Source organism: Cupriavidus sp. SIMBA_020 (assembly GCF_046535395.1).
Lineage (GTDB): Bacteria > Pseudomonadota > Gammaproteobacteria > Burkholderiales > Burkholderiaceae > Cupriavidus > Cupriavidus campinensis.
This window is the reverse complement of record NZ_JAWRWU010000002.1, coordinates 422,761-445,141: the sequence shown is the minus strand read 5'-3', so window position 1 is coordinate 445,141 and position 22,381 is coordinate 422,761. Positions and strand designations below refer to the sequence as shown.

The window sequence follows — 22,381 nt, the reverse complement described above, 5'->3', positions numbered from 1 at the left end:
AGAGCGGGTCAGACACTGCTGGCACTCATCCGACGCGTGCCCGTTAATGGCATAGGCTCCGGCGCGCTATGGGCCGGAAGGATTCGGGTGGCGTAGGCTTCACGTCCAGCCAACCCCAGCAGCAGGCCGATCAGCCCGGTATAGAAGACCACGTTGGCCTGGTGTGCCATCGTCACCTGGGTCAGCCCCGAGATCATCGAAGCCATCACCACTCCAAGGCAGGCGCACGCCAGACTCACCCCCTGGTCGTTCTGATTGGCGCGGCAGCGTCGCAGCGTCCAGACCGCAATCGCCGCCGGAACGAGCAAGAGCCCGAGGAACGTCACGAGCCCGGGGACGCCCATCGTCGACGCCGCTTCGACCATATCATTGTGTGCATGTTCGAGCACACAGACCATGGAGGGCTTGCTGCGGCCCTCGCAGTAAGGGGACGCTCGCAGGACACGCGCAAACTGGCCTATGCCGATACCGGTCCACGGATGGTCCTCGAAATAGGCGAGGCCGATTTCCCACATTTTGAGCCGCGCCCCAACCGACGACTCGGCGTTGCCCTGCTCGAACTTGTGTATTTCGACGAACGCCTGATCCACGCGCGTCGCCACGGGGCTGTGCGGCATCAGGTACGAACCGGCCACCAGTCCCCCGATCACCAATGTGGCGACGAGGAACATCCGCGCGCTAAAGCGCTGGTAGCGCACCAGCAACAGGGGAAACAGCGTCACGAGCATCGCGATCATCGCCCCGCGCGTGCCGTTCATCATGAGGATGGACACCGCGCAGAACACGTTGAACCACGCGGCGGCATGGTCGCGCCGGCTGCCTCCGGGCCGCGCGAAACCCACCAGCGCAAGTGCGGCGACCATGTTGGCGAATGCGATCGGCTGCACCCACGCCGAGGGGCGGGAGTCGGCCAGCCAGAAGTACTGGTACGTGATAATGAGCAGCGCCAGGAAGAGCGCCACGGAAATGCCCTGCCAGAGCCGATTCGGATTCGGCGCCACGCGGACGACGACCCAGCAGGTCAGCACCACGAGCAGCGCGCGCGAGGGGTTGTCGATCACGTTCCACGGCGTATCGTGATAGATTTTCGAGGCGACGCATACTGCCAAGAACGCCAGCACAGCCATGGCCAGCGGCCGCAGCACGAAAACGTGGTCGCGCCAGGCACGGCCCATCTCCCGCCATCCAGCAAGCGCCAGCAGGCAGATACCCCCCAGAAATACCCCGGCCCCGTGTGAAACGCACAGGATCAGGATAGGAAAGGCGAAGAGTAGGACGTCGGCCAGCGTGGATAGCCGATTCTTGCGATCAAGCATAAAAAACCCTGCAATACGAGTCACCCGAGGTGGCTTGCGGGTCAGTCGCCCCCAAGTCCAGCCCGGCATTCTAAACGATCGACCAGGTCAACCCCCGCGCTTGCGCTCCTCCACGCTCAACAGCTGCCAGCGGATGGCCGAGGCATCGGCGGGCGGATTCGGCACCTGGTACTCGCGCACACGCAGCTTGTAGCTCACGCCGGATTCGAAGTCCAGGCCCTCGATTGGCCCGTACCAGAGTTGCCACGGGGCATCGGGCGATTCGCGCCAGCGGTAGCACTGCATGCGGCCCGCGCCCGAGCACTCCACGCGCTGGGAGTCGATATAGACGATCTTCTCGTGCCCCGCTGCGGCGTCCGCCTTGGCGCCGCGCCGGCCCACGCCTTCTCGTTCAACAAATTGCAGCAGATCGCCGTCGGCGGTCTTCCAGATGATCTGGCGCCCCGTGGCGCCGGCGGATGGCTGCGTGCCGACCGTCGTGAATGGCGATTGCATCGCCTTCAACAGCGCGCCCTCCACCTCCATCCGCATGCCCGGGCAGGCCATCCGGGTGCCGGCGATGCGGTCGAAGCGGATGCCGGAGCTGGTCTTGCCATACCCGCCGGTGAAGCGGTTGCAGCCGCTGGTGCCGCTCACCGTGCCTTGCGAGGCGTCGATGCCGTCATTGAATTCGAAGATGACCGGCTGGCCGTTGTCGCCATGCGGAATGTCACGGACGGTGCCATCGGCGTTCTGCCAGCGGATCAATTCCCAGCGGCTCGGACCGCCGGCGCGGGTTTCGTTGAGGCTGGCGTTGGCCGATGCCTGGTCGGGTGCCGGGCCGGTGGCGCAGCCGGCCACCGCCGCCACGGCACCGAGCATCAATGTTGCGAAAACACTACGCAGGGAGAAGGAATGTTGCATCGATCGGGCTCCTGATTGCGCATGCCGCGATAAAGCGGCGCATGTCGCACTTTTCCTCACTATGCAAATAGTGTAGACGCCTCCGTGGCGCCTGTATGTCAGCGCAACACTGGCGCGACGGCTGCCAGGGTGCGCTGCGTGGCACCCCGATGCAGGCCGGCGAACGTCAGCGCGTGGGCGCGCATGTCGGCCAGACGCGCTTCATCGGCCAGCACGGCCGAGGCGGCGGCCATCAGGGCGTCGGCATCGGCCACGCGCAGGCAGGCGCCGGCGGCGATGGCATCCTCGGTGGCCTGGGCAAAGTTGAAGGTGTGCGGGCCCATCAGCACAGGCGTGCCGACGGCGCAGGCCTCGATCAAATTCTGTCCACCGAGCGGGATCAGGCTGCCGCCGATATAGGCGATATCCGAGGCGGCGTAGTACATCGCCATCTCGCCCATGGAGTCGCCGAGCACGATGTCGGCCGTGATCGGGGCGTCGAGGGCGTCCACATCCAGCTGGCTGCGGCGCTGCACGCTGAAGCCGGCACGCTTGGCCAGCGCAGCTACCTCGTCAAACCGCTGCGGATGGCGCGGCACCAGCAGCAGCGCGGGACGCGCCGCGCCGGGCCAGCGCGCGAAGGCGTCCAGGATCAGGGGCTCCTCCCCTTCTCGCGTGCTCGCGGCGGCCAGCACGTGGCGGGCGCCGAACGCGCGGCGCAGGGTATGGCCGCGCGCGATGCCGGCTTCCGGCGGCTGCATGTCGAACTTGAGGTTGCCGGTCACCTGCACGGCCTTCACGCCGAGCGCGCGATAGCGCTCGGCATCGCCAGCCGTCTGGGCCAGCACCGCCGTGAAATCGTTATACAACGAGGCCGCCGCGCCGCCGAAGCGCGCTGTCCGCCGATAACTGCGCGGCGACAGCCGGGCATTGACCAGGAACAGCGGCACGCCCACCCGGCGCGTGACGTGGACCAGGTTGGGCCAGACCTCGGTCTCCATGATCAGCCCCGCCTCGGGCCGGAAGTAGGCCAGGAAGCGGCGCACCAACGCCGGCACGTCGTACGGCAGGTAGCACTGCTGCACGCGCGGGTTGTCGCCATAGAGCTGCTGACCGGTCTGGCGGCCGGTCGGCGTCATGTGGGTCAACAAAATACGATGACGGGGATACGCAGCCAGCAGCGCGTCGAGCAGCGGCTGCGCGGCGCGCGTCTCGCCGACGGACACCGCATGAACCCAGAGCCACGGCCCGCTGGCCGACAACCCGCCATATCGGCCAAGCCGCTCCCCGATGTGGCGGCGATAGCCGGGTTCCTTGCGCGACCGCCAGACCAGGCGCAGCAGCGCCAGTGGGAGGATCACCCCCCACAACAACGTGTAAACCAGACGAAGCATCAGGCAGGCACTCCGCGTACCCGCACGGCGGCGGCGTAGACCTCATCGACGGACGGCACGATGCCGTCGTCGCCCACATTGGCGATGCGGTCGGACCAGTAGCCTTCGGTCTTCCAGCGCCAGGTGGCAGTGTAGATCTCGACGGTGGGCCGGCACAGCGCTGCGGCGATGTGCACGAGGCCGGTATCCACGCCGATGACCACCTCGGCCCGGTTGATCAGGCCAAAGCCCTGCATGACCGAGAAGCGCGGCAGCACCTGCGCGCCGGGCATGCCGGTGGCCAGCGCCTCGGCATCGCGGCGTTCCGACTCGCTGCCCCAGGGCAGCAGCACGGTCAGGCCCTCGGCGTGCAGCTTCTGGCCCAGCGCGTGCCAGTTCGCCACCGGCCAGCGCTTCTTCGCGCCGGCCGTGGCATGGAAACAGACCGCGTACCGGGCCGGCAGCCCGGCCCAGAGCAGATCGTCGACATGCAACGAGGTCGCCGCCGGACCGAAGAAGCGCGGCGGCTCCGGCGGCGTGCCGCCCGTCAGCGCGGCCCCAAGCAGGCGCGAGCGCCGCACCGAATGGGTCTGACGCGGCACCTTGACCGGCGCGGTATAGAACAGGCGCGACGCCGGCTCGTAGCCGGAGCCCTGCGTGGCATTGCCAAGCCCGATCACGGGCGCGCCAGCCGTGCGCGCGGCGGTGCGCGCCACGATGGCGGTCTTCAGCAGGCCCTGGGTCTCGAGCACCGCGTCATAGGGCCGCGCGCGGATCGCATCGCGCAGCGCGCCGACTTCGGCCCAGGTATCGCCCTGCCAGAACCGCTTGCGCCAGCGGCGCAGCGCGAACGGAATCACGCGGTGGACGTCCGGCAGCAGCCGCACCAGGTCGACATAGCCCTCTTCCACCACCCAGTCGATCTCGGCATCGGGCCAACGCGCGCGCAAGTCGTGGATGAGGGGCATGTTGTGCACCACATCGCCCAGCGACGACACCTTGACGACCAGGATGCGCGGCCGGGCCGGCAACGCGAACGGCGAGCTCACGACCATCGGCGCCGCAAGCGGCGCGGTTGGGTTCGACGTTGCGGCGCCGGCCGGCTGCCCCACCTCAGAACGGGAGCTTTGCATCCGGCTTCTCGGCCAGGATCACGCGCTTGAACTCGGCCTGGATGCGCGCCAGCGCGGCATCGTTATCGGCTTCGAAACGCATGACGACCACCGGCGTGGTGTTGGACGGACGCGCCAGGCCGAAGCCATCGGGGTACTCCACACGCACGCCGTCGATCGTGATGACTTCGCGCGCACCGTCGAACTTCGCGTTGGCGCGGATCTTGTCGAGCAGCGTGAACGCCTCCCCTTCGGCACACTTCAGTTGCAATTCAGGCGTGCAGTTGGAGTTCGGCAGCGCGTTCAGCACGGCGCTCGGGTCGGCGTGGCGCGACAGGATCTCCAGCAGGCGCGCGCCCGTGTAGAGGCCATCGTCAAAGCCGTACCAGCGGTCCTTGAAGAACACGTGGCCGCTCATTTCCCCGGCGATCGGCGCGCCGGTTTCCTTGAGCTTGGCCTTGACCAGCGAATGGCCGGTTTTCCACATCAGCGGCTCGCCGCCGTGGTCGCGGATCCACGGCGCCAGCTTGCCGGTGCACTTGACGTCGTAGATGACCTGCGCGCCCGGGTTGCGCGAGAGGATTTCCTCGGCGAACAGCATCAGCTGGCGGTCCGGGAAGATGACCTCGCCGTCCTTGGTGACCACGCCCAGGCGGTCGCCGTCGCCATCGAAGGCCAGGCCCAGCTCGCAGTCGGTGTCGCGCAGGCACTGCATCAGGTCCTGCAGGTTCTCGACGTGGGCCGGGTCCGGATGGTGGTTCGGGAAATGGCCGTCGACATCGCAAAACAGCTCGACGACCTCGCAGCCAAGCCCCCGGAACAGGTCGCCGACGAAGGCGCCAGCCACGCCGTTTCCGGCGTCCAGGGCGATTTTCATCGGACGGGCCAACTTGACGTCGCCGACGATACGGTCGAGGTACTGTTGTCGGATATCGACTAGCTTGTATCCGCCACTGCCCTGCGTGAACTTGCCGGCCTCGATGCGCTGGTGCAGCGCCTGGATCTGGTCGCCGTAGATGGCCTTGCCACCGAGCACCATCTTGAAACCGTTGTAGTCAGGCGGATTGTGGCTGCCGGTGACCATGATGCCAGACCCGGCACGGCGGCCGTCCAGCTCGATATTGGTGCCGAAGTAGACCATCGGGGTGGCGACCATGCCGAGGTCGATCACATCGACACCGGCCGCGCGCAGCCCTTCCACGAGTCCGCCGAGCAGATCCGGGCCCGACAGGCGCCCGTCACGGCCCACGACGACGGTTTTCTCGCCAAGTTCGACCGCGGCGGAGCCAAAGGCCAGGCCGATCTGGCGGGCGACCTCGGGGGTCAGCGTCTTGCCGACGATGCCGCGGATGTCATACGCCTTGAAGATTGAGGGGTCAGTTTGCATGAGCGTTTCGATGGTTGAATGGGGAATTCTCTACGCGTCTCGGGATCGCTGACACGATGTCAAGGCAGCATTGTGCCGGATTGCGGCGGCGCGGCAACGGGCTTCCAGAAACTTTAGGGGACCCCCCACGCGATACCCATGTACGGCAGGCCACACTGACGATGCATTTTGATGCACTCCGGGCGGCATCGCGCATCGTCCCAGTTATAATCGTGCGCCTCCGTTGAGGAATCCGACGGTGTACGCTTGCCCGCGCGGCTCCGGCGCGGCGCAACCGGCACCAACTTGTGTACGTTCGTCCACTCGACAGCGCATCATAACGCGTTGCCGCAGCATGCTTCCAGCATCGACATGCATCGCTGCCGGGACAAGCCGAGGCATTCCGATAGCTAACGCAAAATGCCATGCGAGCGGACGTATGGCCAAAACGACGAATGACGAAAATCAACAGCGTGTCCCGCTCCAACGAAGTTGTGCGCGCCCGAGGATCCGAAACCATGCGGCGCGCCAGCCGTATGATGGGCTGGGCGCTCCTGGGCCTTTTTCTGCTCGGGCTCGCCATCCTGGCCGTGGAGCCGCTTCGGCAGACCGGGATAGTTACCGTATTGTTTACCCGCACGCTGATATGGTCGGGGGTGGCATACCTGTGCGCGTTCGCCCTGATGCTGCGGTCGTTACATCTGCCGGCCGTCGAAGGTAGCAGTCTGGTCGGCCTGTCCGTGACACTTGCCTTCGTGATCCTGCTGGCCGGTTTTGCCATACTGCGGGTGGAATACTCGCGCGTGGCGCTGGTGATCAGCTACTTCGCCACCTTGATCTGGACGTGGTACGGCTACCGGCTGTTCGTCAGAAACTATGTGCCGGTCTTCGGTTATTCCGACGAGGCGACGCTCGCCCAGTTGGAAAAGATCCTGAACATGCCTGGTGCGGCGCCGCCCAGCGCAAGCCGGTTCGAGCACATCCGCTCCCTGTTCGAGGCCACACGCTGCGACGCCCTGATGGTGGACCGCAATGCCACGGCCGACCCGGAACGGACCCGCCTGCTGTCACAACTCAAGCTTTCCCACGTCCGAATGTATTCGGTGGAACGCATCGGCGAAATGCTGACCGGGCGCGTCGGGCTGGCGCATATCGATGAGAACTTCCTTGATGACTATGCGAAGCACTACTTCTATGGCTTCTTCAAGCGGCTGCTCGACATCGTTGCCGTGATTGTCCTTTCTCCGCTGGCCTTGCCGCTTAGCGTGCTGGTAGGCCTGGCGGTACGGCTCGAATCGAAAGGCCCGGCGATATTCCGCCAGACCCGTGTGGGCGTGTTCGGCCGCGCGTTCGTGATGCTGAAATTCCGCAGCATGACCACCGACGACGATGCGCCGGCGCAGTTCGCCAAGCGGCAGGACCCGCGTGTGACGCGCGTGGGCCGGGTTATCCGGAAGTACCGGCTCGACGAGATTCCGCAACTCTGGAACGTATTGAAGGGGGACATGAGCCTGATCGGTCCGCGGCCCGAACAGGTACCGATGGTGGAACAGTTCTCACAAAGTATTCCGTACTACCCGTATCGCCATCTGGTGCGCCCAGGGCTATCCGGCTGGGCACAGGTGCAGCAGGGTTACGTCGGCACGCACGAGGAAACGGTCACCAAGCTCAGCTACGACCTTTTTTACGTCAAGCACTGCTCGTTCGCACTGGATTTCCTGATCGCGCTCAAGACCTTGCGGACGCTGCTAACCGGGTACGGTGCACGTTGAATCGCGAGGCGCCCGCTCCAGCCCATCCGCCTCGGGCCATGCGCATTCTGCTAGTCACTACCGGCCTGCGCATGGGCGGCGCGGAACAGCAGGTTGCCGCGCTGGCTCGGGAATTCCTCGCCCGGGGGCACCAAGTGGGGCTGATCAGCCTGACGCCCGATTGCGAAGTGCCGATGCCCGATGCAGTAGAGCGGCTGATGCTCGACCTCCACAAGAACCCGCTCTCGCTGATCCAGGCCCTGCGCGCCGCGCGGCGCTTTGCCATGCATTGGCGGCCGGACGTCGTCAGCGCGCACATGTTCCACGCCAACCTGTTCGCGCGTCTGCTATCGCGAATCGCCCGGATACCGCCGCTGGTCTGCGCGGCGCACAGCTTTTCCGAGGGCGGACGGCTGCGTATGCGGCTCTATCGGCTGACCAGCCGGTGGTGCACGCTGACCACCCAGGTCAGCGAAGCCAGCCGCGCGGAAATGATCCGCTCGGGCGCAGTCAGCGCCGACCGCGTACGTGTGATGTACAACGGCATCGACACCGACAAGTTCCGGCCGGACCCCGCTCTGCGTGCCAGCACGCGCGCCCAGCTCGGTCTCGACGCGCAGACGCGGCTGATCCTGACGATCGGGCGCCTGGCCGCCGAGAAGGCGCAGGTCATGTTGATCGACGCCTTCGCGCGCATGGACCACACCACACCGGCACGGCTGCTGATCGCTGGCGACGGCCCGCAGCGCCCGGCGCTGGCCGCCCGCATCGCCAGGCACGGCCTCGGTGACACTGCCACGCTGCTGGGCACGCGCCGTGACATCCCCGCCCTGCTCAATGCCGCCGACCTGTTCGTGCTGTCTTCGCGCGTGGAGGGTATGCCGCTCGTCATTGGCGAGGCCATGGCGTGCGGGCGACCGGTCGTCGCCACCGCCGCGCCGGGCGTGGCGGAACTGATGGGCGACATCGACACCATCGTACCGATCGACGATACCGACGCACTGGCTGCCGCCATGCACGCCGCGCTCGACCAGAACAGCACAAGTGATGCCGCCGCCACCCGCCGCGAACGCATAGTCACGCATTTCGGCATCGGGTCAGCCACCGACCGCTGGCTGGCCCTGTTTGAGCAGTTGTGCCCACAGGCCGGCACCCGCCCCGGGCCGGTTCGCCCATGCGCCGACGCATAGCGGGGAACGTCAGCCTGATGCTGCTCGACCGCGGCGCGCAGGTCCTGGTCGGACTGGGTGTCGTAGCAATCCTCGCGCGCGCGCTGGGCACGGAGGACTTCGCCGCCTTCCAGTACGCGCAGTCGATTGTCTTCATCGGGGCGTCCGTGGCGCTGATCTGCGGCGGCGAGGTCGTGGTGCCGCGGCTCGTGGCGCTGGCGGACGCGGCGGCCCAGCACCGGCTACTCGCCCATGTATTCAGGCTGCGCTGGCTAGCGGCCTGCGGCGGCTACCTGCTGGTCGGCGCGTTCCTGGCGGCCTCCCCCCATGCGGGGCCGAGCTGGGGCCCTGCGCTGATCCTCGGGCTTGGCATTCTGCTGCGCGAGCCGTCGGGCGCAGTCATCGCATGGATGCAGGCCCATACGCACAACCGTCCCGGGGTGTACGTCAACCTGGCCTCGCTGGCGCTCAAGGCCGCCGCCGTGGGCGCGCTGGCGTGGGCCGGCATCCACGCGGCCAGCGCCTATGCCGTGGCGGTGGTGGCCGAACCGGTGCTGGCGGCGCTGCTGCTGGCGCTGTATTACCGCCGACGCATGCCGTACGGACGGGTGCAGCATGACCCTGCGCTAACGCGCCAGTTGTTTCACGATGGATCGCTGTTCTGGATCAGCTTTATGCTGATGATGGGAGCGCGGCGCGTGGACCAGTTGCTGCTCCGCCCCCACGTCCCCACTGCCGAATTCGCGTCCTATGCGGCCACGATGCAGATCGTAGACAACTTCACCACCGTTGCCACGATCCTGGCCAGCGGTATTGCCCCCCTCTATATCTATACGCGCGGCGAGTGCCGCGCCGCCATCCGCAACGTCCTGAAACTGGCGCTGCTCCTGACGGCGCTGGGCATCCTCGGCGCTGGCGCGCTGATCGGGCTGGCGCCGTGGATCGTGCACTGGCTCTACGGCGCGGCGTTCGCGGAGGCTGCCTCGCTGCTGCGGCTGGCGCTGATGGTATCGCCGTTGGTCTTTGCCGATGTGGGCCTGACGGTGCTCGCCGCCCATCTGCGCCGGCCGCGCTGGATCGCCATCAAATGGGGCGTTGCCTGCGCCGCCACCATCGCGGTGGACTGGATCGCCATTCCGCGCTATGGCGCCGAGGGCGCAATCCTCGGGTACGCCGTTGCCAGTGCGATCACCACACTGGTCGGGCTGGGCATGTGGTACCACGCATGGCGGACGGCGCGGTGACGCGCCGTCCGGTGATCTGCTTTCTAACCGGCACGCTCAACGCGCTTGCCGGGGCGGAACGCGTGACGGCGAGCATCGCGAGCGCGCTGGCCGCGCGCGGATATCGAATCCACGTGCTGAGCCTGTGGGATGAGGCGAGCGCCTTCCCGCTACATCCGGCTGTCACCCACCGCGCCCTCTTCCCGGTGCGCCCGTCGTTCAAACGCCAGTACGCGGCTACTGTGTGGCGCATTAGGCGCTTTATGCTCACACATGACATCGATGTGCTCGTGGAGGTAGACCCAATGCTCACGCTGTTCACGCTGCCAGCGCTGTTTGGCAGCCGCGTCCGCCGGGTAGCCTGGGAGCATTGCCACTTCGATGAGGATCTCGGCAAGCCGGCACGGCGCGTGGCGCGGCGGCTGGCAGCCCGGACGGCTGCGGCGGTAGTGGTGCTGACCGATGCCGACCGCCTGCGGTGGCGGGCAGCCATTCGCCATCCGTTCCAGATTGCCGTGATCGCAAATCCGCTGCCATTCGACCTTCCGCCGCGGATGGAAGCCCCGATGCAGGCGAAGAGGGTACTGGCGGTCGGCCGCCTGGTGGAAGCCAAGGGCTTCGATATCCTGCTGGAGGCATGGGCGCTGGTGGTCAGGGAGGCGCCGGACTGGCGGCTGGAGATCGTCGGCGAGGGGCCGGCACGCCCGGCACTCGAGGCGCTGGCCGCGCAGTACGGCGTTTCCAAGACAGTGTCGATGCCCGGAGAGCGCACCGACATCGCCTCGGCCTACCGGCAGGCAGGCGTGTTCTGCCTGAGTTCACGCTATGAGGGTTTCGGCCTGGTGCTGCTCGAGGCGATGGCGTTCGGCCTGCCGGTGGTGGCGAGCGCCTGCGAGGCGGGGCCGAAGGCACTGCTCGTGGAGGGGGGCAACGCGGTGATGGTGCCGCCGGAAGACGGGCCAGCGCTGGCCCGGGCGCTGCTGCGCGTGATCGGCGACCCCGATCTCCGGTGGCAGCTCGCCAAAGGCGGCAGGCTCACTGCGGCAGCCCATACGGTCGACCGACTGGTCGACCAAGAATGGGAGGCGCTGCTTCGGGGAGTGGTTACCGGGAACGGAGGCGCCGCACCCAGCGAATGACGACCCACGCCCGCTGCATGATCAGCAGGTGGATACCGGTGAACACCAGGAAAGTGGCGAAGATGATCGACTCCGGCACGCCCTGCTTCCAGGCCGTGACACCGATCAGGCCGAGCAGGAAATTGCCGACCAGCAGGAACCAGACCGCCTGTCTGCTGTTCAGGCCCATCCGCAGCAACAGGTGATGCAGGTGGGTCCGGTCCGCCGCCAGCGGGTTCTTGCCCTGGATCGCGCGGCGCAGGACCACGGCCAGCAGGTCCACCAGGATCAGCCCGACCACCCACAGCATGACCGCAGGTGGCACGGGGCCGCCAGGGTTGTACTCCTTCTGCGACAGCTCCACCGCGAACCAACTGATGCCATAGCCGAGCAACAAGCTGCCGGCATCGCCGAGGAAGACCAGCCGCCGGCGCAGGGGACTCGGCATGTTGAACAACAGGAAGCCGAGGATGGCGCCGCAGATCAGCAGGCAGATCCGATAGGCGCCCGGGTTGCCGATCTCGTGGGCGAGCCATGCGAACCACCCGAATACGATCAGCGACAAACCGCCGGCCAACCCATCCATGCCATCGGTCATATTGATGGCGTTGACCACAGATAGGATCGCCAGCAGGGTCAGCGGAATGCCCCAGGCATAGAGAATGACGTCACGCTTGTTGAGGAGGTCGCCGAGCGAGTGCAGGTAGACCTCGCCCCAGGACGTCATCAGGATCGCGGCAGTGAACTGGAAGGCCAGCTTGCTTAGCGGCGGGATACCGTTCAGATCATCGAACAATCCGACCAACGCCAGCAAAGTCAGGCCGACAAACAGCGCATTGTAGTGATCATAGCCACGCACGAACATCGCGGTGCCCACCCAGATCGCTATCAGGATGGCAATGCCGCCCACGAGCGGCGTCGAACCCTCGTGGCGCTTGCGGCCACCAGGGTGGTCCAGCAGGCCGCCGCGCGTGGCAAGTGGGCGAAGAATCAAAACAGCGCCTGCACTCAGCATCGCCGAAATCGCAGGAAGCCAGAAAAGTTCGAACATGGGGACTCAAAAATTGATCGGGGCAAGGGATCGACCGGCGGTTCGCGTAGAATGTGGCGCGCCCGCAGCGCTGACCTGGCCATCCTGGAATCACGCTGCTTCGCATTCCAGCCGTTGCCGGACATGCATGCTTCAGTCCGCCGGCAAGCCGTTATTAGACTTCACGTAATGACGCTCCGATAGTGGGGCCAGCCCTTGACGTTGTGCAAAACGCAAATGCACGACGCCGGTACCGTTCATGCTCTTGCCTATCTATCTCGTATCGCGTAATGGGGTCCAAAACACCGGCGGCGTGGAACGCGTCGTGTCACTGCTCCAGAATGACCTGGCCCAGCATGGGGCCGTCGTTACGCTCGTCGACGAAACTCTGGTTTTACCACAATTTCTGCGCGCCAAGCGCCTGACGCAGTTTATCTTTCCGGTCGCCGCGTCGCTCTGGTTATGGATAAAACGATTATGCGGCAACGGTTTTCTTACGATCTCGAATTCATCTTATACGCCATTCTTTCCCGCTGACGTGGTCATCGTCCACGGCTCAGCGGCCGGTTATATCCGGGCGCTGGCGGCATCGGGAAGCCGGTTCCTGGGCATGAGATTGCTCGCGCGACTCGAGGCTATGACCATGCGGCGTGCACGTCGGGTCGCGTGCGTGTCGGAAGCGGTGCGCGACCTATGTGTGGACTTGCAGGGAATTCCGGCCAATAAGTGCGTAATAATTCACAACGGTATCGACGCCTCGGTGTTCCACGCCCGGCCCAAGTTCGCCGACGGGGTGGTCCGCCTCGGCTTTGCCGGCCGGCTCGAATACGGCAAGGGGCTACCCTACCTGATCGACATCGCGCGCTGGGTCGGCGGCCAGGCCGACATGCAGCTCGTCATCGCGACGATGAGCGACATTCCACCCGAATTACGCGATCTGCCGAATGTCACAATCGTCCCCGGCCTGGCGCCGGATCGAATGTCGGCGTTCTACGACAATATCGACGTATTCGTCTTTCCGTCGCTGTTTGAAGGCTTCGAGCTGGTCACGCTCGAGGCGCTGGCATCCGGCGTCAGCGTGCTGGGCACCCGCGTCGGCGCCTGCGACGTGTTCCTGCGCCGGAACGTACCGTGGGTCGGCGAACTGCCGACAGACAGCGCTACGTTCTTCGGGCAAGCTTCTGCGATTTTTGCCCGGCTGCGCGCGCAGAACGATCCCCTGGCCATGCACGCGTTCATCGCCGACTCCTTTTCCACCCAGCGCTTCTGCGCCCAGATACGCGCGCTGCTCAACGCCACACACTTGTGAAAGTATTGCTGATATCCCCCAACGGATTGCAGGAGCTTTCCGGCGGCGGACTCTATTTGCGCTCGCTCGCGGAAGCGGTCTGCGCCGTGCGCGGCGTGACCGAGGTCACCATCGTTAGCAAGGACATGGGCCCCGAGATGGCCTTCGTGCCGCCCGCCCATTGCCGCACCGTCTATCTCCGAAAGAACAAGGTGCGCGACGTGTTGGCCCGCGCCCGGCTGTATCCGACTTATCTGATCACATACCTGTCCCGACTGGTCCAGCATGCCCAGGAGGCAGACGTCGTGCTGTTCCACAACTCGCGGTGCGGGCTGCTGATGGATATCATCCGGCGCCGTGTGCCGGGAAAGACCTACGCGATCCTAAGCGACAATGTGGAGGCTGAGCTACAGCGCCAGCACCGTGGCGGAAATGTGTTACGGCAAGTAAGTCAGGCCGTAGATTTGTGGCTCATTCGCCGTGCTGAGGCGCCGTGCCGTTCGGCCGACTTCATGACATTCATCACTGAAGCGGACCGTGCGCTGTTCGCCAGCCACTTCGGCCACCCCGCGCGCACCGGCGTGCTACCGATCTCGCTGTCTGCCGGCGACACGTCCGCACGGGCTGCATCGGGCGACGTGCCGCAGATCCTGTTTACCGCCCACTTCGGCTTCGCGCCAAACCAAACAGCGCTGCGTCACTTTGCCGGCGTCGCGGCACGCTACGGCGAGATCGGCGCTCGCCCGGCCATATTCGTGGCCGCCGGGGCCCGCGCCGCCGAAATGGCGGCGCCCTATCCACAGTTACACGTCGTGGACACGCCCGCGCCCGGCACCATGGCGGCCACGTTTGCCAGAGCGACCCTCTACGCCGCACCGGTTAGCTGGGGCAGCGGCATGAAGACCAAGGTGGCGGAAGCATTGTCATTCGGCATCCCCGTGGTCTGCCTGCCCAACGCAGCTGTCGGCTATGAAGCGGCGTTGTCAGACGAAAGATATCGCGAGGCCATTTTCGTCGTCGAAACCGAGCAGGAAATGGCGGAGGCCCTTCACAGAATTTTACAAACCCAGGATCTTGCGTCACTTCGTGATATCGCTTTGTCAGCATTCGATGCCTTATACTCGCAGGCATCGCAGACTCGGCGGCTGGAATTGCTACTATTCGCACAATGATTACATCGAGCGCGAAACCCCTGGTCAGTATCATTACACCAGTACATAACGACGGGAGATATATTGGCGCTACTGCCAATTCGATCCTGCAACAAAGTCTCGGCGATTATGAATGGATTTTGATCGACGATGGTTCGAACGGCGAGACCGCTGAGGTACTGGCCCGCCTTGCCGCGTCCGATGCGCGCATTCGGATTATCACAAATCCCGTTGCGTATGGTCCCGCGAAGGCTCGCAATATCGGTATCGCCGCGGCACGGGGCGATTTCGTCGCATTTCTGGATGCCGACGACATCTGGGATGCCACCAAGCTGGAGCAGCAGGTTGAATTCATGCGCGACCATGCGCTCGATTTCAGCTATCACGACTATATTCCGTTCGAGGACGGCAGCGGCCGCCCTCTCTCCAAGATCTGCGGGCCGGACCGGCTGACCCTGTTTACCCATAATGCCCGGCGCGGCGTGGGCTGCCTGGCGGTAATGCTCAAGCGCAGTATCGCTGGCGACGGCGTGTTCCCGGCAATGCCGCCCGGCCTGGTGGCCGAGGATTTCGCGGCGTGGGCGATCCTGATCAAGGGCGGACGGCGTGGCGAGCGATTGCCCAAGGCGCTCGCCTGGTATCGTGTGCGCAAGCGCTCGTTCTCGTCGAACAAGGTGCGTTCGGCGAAGTCGGTATGGTTCATCATGCGGACGATGGAAGGCTTCGGCAAGATCAAGTCGTCGTTCTTTTTGGCGAGCTTCTTCTGCACCACCGTGGCGTCGCGCCTCGCCGCCCGCGTATCCGGCCCGAACCAGACGCTGACGTCGCCTCCATGGCATTGAGCGCACTCATATCGGGTCTAGGCGTATTCCTGAAGCTGATCTGCGGCCTGGCTGCCAACAAGATTCTGTCCACCCAGCTAGGCCCGGCGGCCTTTGGCGCGTGGGGCAATGTGTTCAGCCTGGCCACGCTCTACACCACGTTCTCGAACGGCGGCATCAGCCAGGGGCTGATCGCCAAATTGTCCACGCCCGGACAGACCGATCGCGCACGCGCCACTTGGCTGTGGGGCGGAATGCTGTTCGTCTTGGGCATGCCGGTCCTGATTGCGGTCTGGCATGCCGGGTTCCGCGAACTGGACATCGTCAGTGGCGCGGTGTGGATGACGCCGCTCGCTGCGCTGGTGTTGGCGGCGCTAGCCGGCCTGGCGCTGCATGTCCAGGCGACGTTGCTGTCCCAGGGCCGCTCACGCCTCAATGCCATGGTAGTGGCGCTCTCCGGTCTGTTAACGCTTGCGTGCTACTGGATGTTCGTGCAGGCCGGCTCCGTGCTGAGCGCTGTGCATGCGCTGATGGCTGGCTTCGGTGCCACGCTGGCAGCCTGGCTGCTCGTGGCCGCCGCTACCAACACACGCTGGTTGGGCGGCCTGCGGCCGAGCCGCGAAGCGTTGGGGGCGGCCCGGGAACTGGCGCCGTACGTGGCGATTGCACTGGCGCCGGCCGTGATAGGCACCGCATCGGTCATCGCCGTTCGAGAAACCATCGCCATGCAACTCGGCTTGGACGCGGCCGGACTATGGCAAGGCATGTTCCGGATATCCGATGCCGTGATGGCTATGGCGCAGGCAGTGGTGGGGTTTGTCCTCCTTCCGGAGGTGTTTCGCAGTGAATCGCCACACCGTACACTCAGGGGCCGCCTGCCCGCCTATACCTTGCTGGTCGTAGCTGCCGGCGGGCTCGGACTGTTGATTCTGGCGTTTGGCTCCGACCGAATCGTCAGGCTGCTGTACTCCGAACAGTTCGCCAGTATCGCACCGCTGCTGTGGATCGAATTGCTTGGCGACGCCATCAAAAGCTTGGCCATGCCATTTGTCGCGTTTTTTATTTATCAACGAAATTTGCGTTATTCGTGGATTCTTGAACTGATGTTCTCGATCTGCTTCGTACTGGCCGCCTATGTGCTCACCGGTGTTGCAGGTCTGGCTGGCGCCCCGATCGCCTATGTACTCGCCAACCTGATCCTGCTAATTGCCGCTTTTGCCATGTTCTGGAGGGCACAAGATGCCTGATATGCTTCTGATTGCCACGCTGACGATGGCCGTTGCCAATCTGGTCAGCGGCGCATTTGGCATTCTGGAGGTACAGGCGCCGATTACAGCACTGTCGCTTCTCGTCTGTATCACCCGGGCCAGTCGGGCTTCATCAAACCGGATCAATCCAACTAGCCTGCTTTGCCTCACGACGACCCTGTTCCTGCTGAGCCGGTTTGTCATTACTTACTTCTTTGGCTGGGCGGATTATCGATATGGCGACTGGTTCCTAATGGGCCCGATGGACGAAGCCATGTTGGCGCAGGCATTGTCCGCAATCTCCCTCTTCTTATGCGGCATTGCGCTGGCGGCAGGCAAGTTGGGAGATTTTCAGTTGCGACACGACGCGGCGCTTGGCCGCTTCGCGCTCGGTGCCGGGCTGCTGTTGTTCCCTTTCGCCACGTACCGGCTGTATGTCAATCTGAACACCTGGAAAAGCGGTGACTACCTGTCCATGTACAAGTATGGGGGCCCGGGCGGCCTGCTGTACGCACTGGGCGGCTGGATGATCCTCTGCGCGTTCGCCTACCTTGCCTCGCAGCCGACTCGGCGCCAGGCGCTCATCGCCTACAGCCTCGGCCTGCTGCTGTGCGTGATGGAAATGTTCAAGGGGGCGCGCGGGATTCCCATGGCGCAGATCCTTTGCCTGACCTGGCTGCTGACTTCCACGCAGAGTATCCGCGTCTCAGTGTGGAAGACTGCGGCCGCCGGCGTCGGCCTAGTCATGCTCGCCGATATAGTCGGGCGCGTCCGCATCGGCATGCCGATCGGGACAGTCTTCTCCGCCGACCCCTTCGAAACGCTTTTCGGCTTCTTCTACGGCCAGGGCGTGTCGCTGATCTTCGTCGTGTCCACAATCAAGCACCTCGGGCAGTTCACGCCAGTGCTCGATGGTCTGAATTCGACTTTTGCTCTGTTCATCGATGGCTACCATCGCTTTTTCGGCGACATGGCCGTAGTCCAGAGCATCGACTTCGCCCATCACACCGCCAGTCTCGCGCACCGGATCTCGTTCATCGTCGATGCGGAGATGTACCTGAACGGCAAGGGCATGGGCGGGTCCGCCGTCGCCGAGTCCATGCTTTACTCGAAATTGTTCGGCCCGTTGATTGCCGGCCTGTTCACGGGCGGCTGCCTGCGATTTCTCTACCGGGAGGCTAAAAGCTCACCTCGCGGATTGTTCGTATTTGCCGCCACGCTACCCTTTTTTCTACTGCTACCGCGCGAGAATCAACTTTTCTTCCTGGTCCCGCTGTTGAAGGCCATGCTGTTCGCCGGACTCGTACTCATCATTGCAAAGGTCCATGCCAGAGAACCCGCCTAAAGTCACCGTTGTCATTCCGACCTACAAGCGCTCGCATTTGCTAGCTGAGACAATCCCGACGTATCTGCAGGCCGAAGTGGCGCAACTGGTGCTCGTGGATGACTGCTCGCCCGATGATACGCCGGAAGTGGCGCGTGAACTGATGCAGCGCTACCCACGGATCACCTATCTGCGTAACGAAGTGAATGGCAAGCAGACAACCTCAAAGAATCGGGGCAAGGCGCTGGCTACTACCGAGTTCGTCTACTTTGGCGACGATGACTCTTGCCTCAGACCCGGAGCACTTGCGATTCTCCTGAGCACGGCAAAAGAGACGTCAAGCGATATCGTCGGCGCCTCCGCGCTGTATCTGCGTGATGACCAGGATAGCGAAAGCGCGGTCATCGCACGCCGAACTATTGCGACAGAGGTAGACGATGTGGTGAACCTCAGCAGACTGCAGTTCGACTTTGCAGCGAACGCCACGCGTCCGCTGCAAGTACCTGTGTGCCACGCATCGTTCCTGATTCGCACAGATGCAGCCAAGGCCCTGGACTTCGATACGGGCTACATCGGCAACTGCTATCGTGAAGAAACAGACTTCCTGGTGCGCTGCCGAGCGCGCGGGCTGACCATCACCTATGAACCGCGCGCCCTACAAATTAACTTGCCCCCGTCCCAAGCAACAGGCGGCGCACGCGGCCGCGGCCGGTTGTCATATGAGGCCTATGCGCTCTATAACACCGCGCGGTTTCTCGGGAAGAATCGGGAAGCACTGAAACATGCAGATGCTCGCTGCAATCCGCTACTGATGCTGGGCTGGTACATCGGCGGGCGCACAACTGCCGCGCTTGCACGATCGTATGGCGCGGTAATCCGGAAGCTGCGTAGACACGCCTGAGTACAGGCGCACACCGTAGAGTCTATTGCTTGCCGCCGGGCGCCGCACATCGCTCCAGGCTGCTGCGAAGCGCGGCGACCACTTCCAATGGCGCATGTTCGGACATGCGCATGAAATAGAGACGGCCCGCAAACGGCAATGCAGCCACCAGATCTACCGCAACACGCGCGCCAGTTAGTGCTAGCGCGCCTGCAGCGTAAAAGATCTGCCGTTGCCGCAAGAAATATCTCAGTTGCGCCCACAGCAACGACCGACGGGCCAATAGCGTCTTGTGTAAATTGAAGTAGCCTTGGCGGTAGCCAAGTAATACGTCTTCGAGACAAGCAAAACGGCTCTCGCGATGACTGCGCAGCAGCAATTCCTGGTCCTCGGCGCGCATGACCTCTGGCAGCCCGTAGCGAAAGCGCGTAAACCACTCGCGACGACCCATCCAGCCGGGATGCGGTAAGGGAATGCCTCGCCACGGCCGCACACACATTGCCTCATGCGTGCCCGCGAACGGCAGAAGGCCAAGCACCTCGCCATCTGTGCGGAAAACTACCGCCCGGCAACCCACTAGGTCGATGTGGGGATGTGCTTCGAGAAAAGCCACCTGCCGCGCCAGCCGCTCCGGAAAACTCACGTCATCGGCGTCCATCCGCGCGATATATCGCCCTCGCGCCAATTCAATCCCCATGTTCAAGCGGCGTGCCAGGCCCAGCCTGCGCCTGTCTTGAATGACACGTACTCGCGGATCGGAGATGGACTGCGCAATATCAACCGTATCATCGTCCGAGCCGTCATCGAGCAACAGGATCTCGAAATCGGAAAACGTTTGCCCGCATAGCGAGCGCAGTGCCAGGCCCAGCGTTTGCCCGGCGTTAAAGGCGGGCAGAAGGATGGATATCGTTGGTCCCATGGCTCAGTTCCACTCTCTCATTGCCGCCGTGCCATGTCGCTGGAAATAGCGTCCCACATTGTTGACAGGCCTTGCTGGAAGTCAACGTTTGGCGCCCATCCAGAACACGCCTGTAGCTTGCTGCTATCCAGCACATTTGCCAGTACATCGAACTGCCGCGCCGGTTCATGACGAATCCGCATCGGCAAGTTGCTGGCCGCGGCCAACAGCTCGATCCCTTGCATTACCTCAATGTTGTTTCTACCCACACCCGACCCAAGATTGTAGATCTCGCCGACGGTACCATTGTCGAGCACGGCCATGATGCCGCGTGCAACATCCGCAACGTGGATATAGTCGCGTATCGAGCCACACTCGCCAAATATGGTGACATCCTGCTGGCTCAAAATCGCGCCCATTGCTGTCGCAATGAATCCCTGCCCCATGAACGGCTGCTGTCCCACTCCATAAGCGTTCGCGGGTCGCACGATGCTAATTGGAACGCCATGCAGTCGATAGAACATTAGCGAGTACTTTTCCTGAGTAAGCTTCGTAATACCGTACGGCGAGACTGGGTTGGTCAGGCTGGTTTCCACGATAGGAAGCGTGGACGCGTGCCCATAAACTGTCCCGCCGGAAGACACCATGACCATCTTGCGCAACGGCAACTGCCGCGCGGCATCCAACATACCTACTGTAGGGGGAAGATTGGCAAGGATGTCGAAGACAGGATCCGCATAACTTGTTTTCGGCACAGTCGCATACGCAAGATCGATGACTTCGTCGGCGCCAGCGAGTCGGGCGCGCCAGTCCACCTCTCCCGGCCCAACCGATACATAGCTAGCCGCGTCGGGCAGATGAGCAGGCCGCATTTCGCGTCGGCCGAGTACGCTCACCTCACGGCCTGACGCCAAGAGTTCGCGGACGAGCCACGTGCCGATAAAACCGGCCCCACCAATCACACAGCAACGCATCATCGATTTACCTTCGCTATTTTCACCAGGACAACCGCGTTCTCTACGTCACAGACCGCTCAACAGAGTCATCCGCCCGATACACGGCTTCAGATCCACGCAAGATGGACTCGTAGCGGTCCGCGATGCGGGCCCATGTGAACTGCTGCATCCATCGTTCGCGCGCAAGGCGGCCAACTTCTGACAACTCCTCGGGCGCGTCCATCAATCGCTTCATCTCCGCCGCGAACTGCCGGGGATTGGCGCGCGTATATCCGCGCTCGTCCTTTGGCGCGGGGCAGATGACACCTCCACCGGTCCAGCGCGCGATCTCTTCCGCATTCCCCACCGGTACTGAAAGGAACGGTGTACCGCCTGCGGCGGCTTCGAATAACACCAGCGGCGAGTACTCGATATTCGAGGCGAACACGAACAGATCTGCGTTCATGTACGCCTGAACCAGTTCCTGGCGCCCAAGGTCAACCTTGAGCACGTACTTGTTCGCCTGCCCGCCGGCACGCTCGGTCCAGTAGCGGATAGGATCGGCCGATTTGCGCCAGTTTCGCGGTATCCAATTCAAACGCCCAATGTCTTCCAGTTGTGCCACAGCCAATGCGGAGAAGCGCGACCTTACACCGGGCAAGCCTTCCCGCCTCAGAACACTGACAGACCGCCAAGCCAGTCCCGACACCCGCCGAATACGCCGCCCCATGAAGCCGAATGCGCGCCCGATGCCCTGGCTCTCCCCGGGGCGCGCTCCGCCAGAACATCCTTCCGTGATCACCACAGCAGGAGCAGGTGGGGGATTGCCGTTCAGGATCAGCGTGACATGTCTGCGATCGGTGCAGAGCCGTGCAAACGCTTCGGCAACTTCTTTGTGGCCTTTTACTCCCGTCATGCTACCGACTGTAAGGAACACAAAACTGTCCTCCGGAATGCCGTGGCGCCGGCGGAAGTCCAGGTCTTTCGGCACAAGAAACTCGATCTCGCTCGCCCCGTTGGGCAGGATGGTGTAGGGCGCGAGATGATGTTCACGTGCAAAATCAATGTCGCGATATCGCTCAGCGTAGAAGATCAGATGGTCGAACTGCCTCAGCACGTCGGGCAGCGCCTTGAAGTACTCGGCATAGGACGGCTCATAAAGACCCGAGAAGCCGCAGGGAATAAATACCTTGCGCACACGAATCTGATCCAGTACTGGCCAGAGCGCATCAAAGGTCCACTGCTGGGCGGCCTTAATCATGATCGCATCACCGTCGAAGGCGGTCACGAACTCGAGATAACGATCCACCTCGCCATGAATGCCGCGTACCGTGTTGCCAGTGATGCCGAACTCCACGATCTTGACGCCGTTGTGCGCCGAGAAGTTGCGTTCCGCCAAGCGCGTCGTGGCGACCGTGACGTCATGCCCCTGTACGACAAGCCGTTCAGCAATCTGGCGCATGACCTCCTGCACCCCGCCCACACTCGGAAAATAGA

The 22,381-nt window shown here is 63.7% G+C and carries 19 protein-coding genes; 10 read left to right on the top strand and 9 right to left on the bottom strand.

The window, feature by feature from the left end; genetic code table 11:
* Nucleotides 1-8: 8 nt before the first annotated feature.
* The 5 genes from SB751_RS06210 to SB751_RS06190 all read right to left on the bottom strand — a co-directional run bounded on the left by SB751_RS06210 (nucleotide 9) and on the right by SB751_RS06190 (nucleotide 6,070).
* Nucleotides 9-1,316 carry an O-antigen ligase family protein gene (locus tag SB751_RS06210; protein ID WP_144198012.1) on the bottom strand — a complete coding sequence of 436 codons (1,308 nt, stop codon included), beginning with the start codon at nucleotides 1,314-1,316 and terminating at the stop codon, nucleotides 9-11.
* A gap of 87 nt (nucleotides 1,317-1,403) precedes the next feature.
* Nucleotides 1,404-2,177 carry a DUF4377 domain-containing protein gene (locus SB751_RS06205; RefSeq protein ID WP_410747884.1) on the bottom strand — a complete coding sequence of 258 codons (774 nt, stop codon included), beginning with the start codon at nucleotides 2,175-2,177 and terminating at the stop codon, nucleotides 1,404-1,406.
* A 140-nt stretch (nucleotides 2,178-2,317) separates the two neighbouring features.
* Entirely contained in the window at nucleotides 2,318-3,592 is a 1,275-nt protein-coding gene (gene waaA, locus SB751_RS06200; RefSeq protein ID WP_410747857.1) for a lipid IV(A) 3-deoxy-D-manno-octulosonic acid transferase, read from the bottom strand.
* The gene (waaC, locus tag SB751_RS06195; protein ID WP_410747883.1) at nucleotides 3,592-4,626 is read right to left on the bottom strand and encodes a lipopolysaccharide heptosyltransferase I; all 1,035 of its coding nucleotides are present in this window, start codon (nucleotides 4,624-4,626) and stop codon (nucleotides 3,592-3,594) included. Before waaC ends, waaA begins: the two co-directional genes overlap by 1 nt.
* 58 nt (nucleotides 4,627-4,684) lie before the next feature.
* Nucleotides 4,685-6,070, bottom strand: a complete 1,386-nt coding sequence (locus SB751_RS06190) for a phosphomannomutase/phosphoglucomutase (protein ID WP_149135394.1) — start codon at nucleotides 6,068-6,070, stop codon at nucleotides 4,685-4,687.
* A gap of 434 nt (nucleotides 6,071-6,504) precedes the next feature.
* Between SB751_RS06190 and SB751_RS06185 the strand changes: the two genes are divergently transcribed.
* From SB751_RS06185 to SB751_RS06170, 4 genes are read left to right on the top strand one after another with little or no spacing between them, the layout of a single operon-like run.
* Entirely contained in the window at nucleotides 6,505-7,821 is a 1,317-nt protein-coding gene (locus tag SB751_RS06185) for a sugar transferase (protein WP_144198007.1), read from the top strand.
* Between the two features lie 38 nt (nucleotides 7,822-7,859).
* Nucleotides 7,860-8,990 (top strand): glycosyltransferase, encoded by a 1,131-nt coding sequence (locus tag SB751_RS06180; protein WP_410747856.1) that lies wholly within the window; start codon nucleotides 7,860-7,862, stop codon nucleotides 8,988-8,990.
* A complete protein-coding gene (locus SB751_RS06175; protein WP_144198005.1) occupies nucleotides 8,975-10,213 on the top strand; it encodes a lipopolysaccharide biosynthesis protein in 1,239 nt (412 codons plus the stop codon). Before SB751_RS06180 ends, SB751_RS06175 begins: the two co-directional genes overlap by 16 nt.
* Nucleotides 10,195-11,331 (top strand): glycosyltransferase family 4 protein, encoded by a 1,137-nt coding sequence (locus SB751_RS06170; RefSeq protein ID WP_144198004.1) that lies wholly within the window; start codon nucleotides 10,195-10,197, stop codon nucleotides 11,329-11,331. Before SB751_RS06175 ends, SB751_RS06170 begins: the two co-directional genes overlap by 19 nt.
* On the opposite strand, the gene SB751_RS06165 is transcribed toward SB751_RS06170, so the two are convergent.
* Entirely contained in the window at nucleotides 11,297-12,304 is a 1,008-nt protein-coding gene (locus SB751_RS06165) for an MraY family glycosyltransferase (RefSeq protein ID WP_410747855.1), read from the bottom strand. The genes SB751_RS06170 and SB751_RS06165 overlap by 35 nt on opposite strands.
* Nucleotides 12,305-12,599: 295 nt before the next feature.
* On the opposite strand from SB751_RS06165, the gene SB751_RS06160 reads away from it, so the two are divergent.
* Genes SB751_RS06160 through SB751_RS06135 form a run of 6 tightly spaced genes read left to right on the top strand, consistent with a single transcriptional unit; the run spans nucleotide 12,600 to nucleotide 19,072 of the window.
* Nucleotides 12,600-13,649, top strand: coding sequence for a glycosyltransferase family 4 protein (locus SB751_RS06160; RefSeq protein WP_144198002.1), 1,050 nt, complete (start codon nucleotides 12,600-12,602; stop codon nucleotides 13,647-13,649).
* Nucleotides 13,646-14,800 (top strand): glycosyltransferase, encoded by a 1,155-nt coding sequence (locus SB751_RS06155; protein ID WP_144198001.1) that lies wholly within the window; start codon nucleotides 13,646-13,648, stop codon nucleotides 14,798-14,800. The genes SB751_RS06160 and SB751_RS06155 overlap by 4 nt, the downstream gene beginning before the upstream one ends.
* Complete coding sequence (locus SB751_RS06150; RefSeq protein WP_144198000.1) at nucleotides 14,797-15,621, top strand: glycosyltransferase family 2 protein; 825 nt, start codon at nucleotides 14,797-14,799, stop codon at nucleotides 15,619-15,621. The genes SB751_RS06155 and SB751_RS06150 overlap by 4 nt, the downstream gene beginning before the upstream one ends.
* Nucleotides 15,612-16,847, top strand: coding sequence for a hypothetical protein (locus SB751_RS06145; protein WP_313818612.1), 1,236 nt, complete (start codon nucleotides 15,612-15,614; stop codon nucleotides 16,845-16,847). Before SB751_RS06150 ends, SB751_RS06145 begins: the two co-directional genes overlap by 10 nt.
* Nucleotides 16,840-18,192, top strand: a complete 1,353-nt coding sequence (gene wzy, locus SB751_RS06140) for an O-antigen polysaccharide polymerase Wzy (RefSeq protein WP_313818611.1) — start codon at nucleotides 16,840-16,842, stop codon at nucleotides 18,190-18,192. Before SB751_RS06145 ends, wzy begins: the two co-directional genes overlap by 8 nt.
* Complete coding sequence (locus SB751_RS06135; protein ID WP_313818610.1) at nucleotides 18,173-19,072, top strand: glycosyltransferase family 2 protein; 900 nt, start codon at nucleotides 18,173-18,175, stop codon at nucleotides 19,070-19,072. Before wzy ends, SB751_RS06135 begins: the two co-directional genes overlap by 20 nt.
* Nucleotides 19,073-19,094: 22 nt before the next feature.
* Here SB751_RS06135 and SB751_RS06130 read toward each other — a convergent pair whose 3' ends face one another.
* From SB751_RS06130 to SB751_RS06120, 3 genes are read right to left on the bottom strand one after another with little or no spacing between them, the layout of a single operon-like run.
* Complete coding sequence (locus SB751_RS06130; protein WP_313818609.1) at nucleotides 19,095-19,970, bottom strand: glycosyltransferase family 2 protein; 876 nt, start codon at nucleotides 19,968-19,970, stop codon at nucleotides 19,095-19,097.
* Nucleotides 19,971-19,987: 17 nt separating this feature from the next.
* Entirely contained in the window at nucleotides 19,988-20,926 is a 939-nt protein-coding gene (locus SB751_RS06125; RefSeq protein ID WP_313818608.1) for an NAD-dependent epimerase/dehydratase family protein, read from the bottom strand.
* 40 nt (nucleotides 20,927-20,966) lie between these two features.
* The gene (locus tag SB751_RS06120) at nucleotides 20,967-22,346 is read right to left on the bottom strand and encodes a glycosyltransferase family 4 protein (protein ID WP_313818607.1); all 1,380 of its coding nucleotides are present in this window, start codon (nucleotides 22,344-22,346) and stop codon (nucleotides 20,967-20,969) included.
* Between the last annotated feature and the right edge of the window lie 35 nt (nucleotides 22,347-22,381).

Excerpts from the sequence above, each read along its gene's own strand:
- SB751_RS06185 (WP_144198007.1), top strand. The coding sequence starts at position 6,505 with ATGACGAAAATCAACAGCGTGTCCCGCTCCAACGAAGTTGTGCGCGCC.
- SB751_RS06210 (WP_144198012.1), bottom strand. The coding sequence starts at position 1,316 with ATGCTTGATCGCAAGAATCGGCTATCCACGCTGGCCGACGTCCTACTC.
- SB751_RS06190 (WP_149135394.1), bottom strand. The coding sequence starts at position 6,070 with ATGCAAACTGACCCCTCAATCTTCAAGGCGTATGACATCCGCGGCATC.
- wzy (WP_313818611.1), top strand. The coding sequence starts at position 16,840 with ATGCCTGATATGCTTCTGATTGCCACGCTGACGATGGCCGTTGCCAAT.
- SB751_RS06145 (WP_313818612.1), top strand. The coding sequence starts at position 15,612 with ATGGCATTGAGCGCACTCATATCGGGTCTAGGCGTATTCCTGAAGCTG.
- SB751_RS06180 (WP_410747856.1), top strand. The coding sequence starts at position 7,860 with ATGCGCATTCTGCTAGTCACTACCGGCCTGCGCATGGGCGGCGCGGAA.
- waaA (WP_410747857.1), bottom strand. The coding sequence starts at position 3,592 with ATGCTTCGTCTGGTTTACACGTTGTTGTGGGGGGTGATCCTCCCACTG.
- SB751_RS06120 (WP_313818607.1), bottom strand. The coding sequence starts at position 22,346 with ATGCGCCAGATTGCTGAACGGCTTGTCGTACAGGGGCATGACGTCACG.
- waaC (WP_410747883.1), bottom strand. The coding sequence starts at position 4,626 with ATGGTCGTGAGCTCGCCGTTCGCGTTGCCGGCCCGGCCGCGCATCCTG.
- SB751_RS06175 (WP_144198005.1), top strand. The coding sequence starts at position 8,975 with ATGCGCCGACGCATAGCGGGGAACGTCAGCCTGATGCTGCTCGACCGC.
- SB751_RS06135 (WP_313818610.1), top strand. The coding sequence starts at position 18,173 with ATGCCAGAGAACCCGCCTAAAGTCACCGTTGTCATTCCGACCTACAAG.
- SB751_RS06150 (WP_144198000.1), top strand. The coding sequence starts at position 14,797 with ATGATTACATCGAGCGCGAAACCCCTGGTCAGTATCATTACACCAGTA.
- SB751_RS06125 (WP_313818608.1), bottom strand. The coding sequence starts at position 20,926 with ATGATGCGTTGCTGTGTGATTGGTGGGGCCGGTTTTATCGGCACGTGG.
- SB751_RS06205 (WP_410747884.1), bottom strand. The coding sequence starts at position 2,177 with ATGCTCGGTGCCGTGGCGGCGGTGGCCGGCTGCGCCACCGGCCCGGCA.
- SB751_RS06130 (WP_313818609.1), bottom strand. The coding sequence starts at position 19,970 with ATGGGACCAACGATATCCATCCTTCTGCCCGCCTTTAACGCCGGGCAA.
- SB751_RS06170 (WP_144198004.1), top strand. The coding sequence starts at position 10,195 with ATGGCGGACGGCGCGGTGACGCGCCGTCCGGTGATCTGCTTTCTAACC.
- SB751_RS06160 (WP_144198002.1), top strand. The coding sequence starts at position 12,600 with ATGCTCTTGCCTATCTATCTCGTATCGCGTAATGGGGTCCAAAACACC.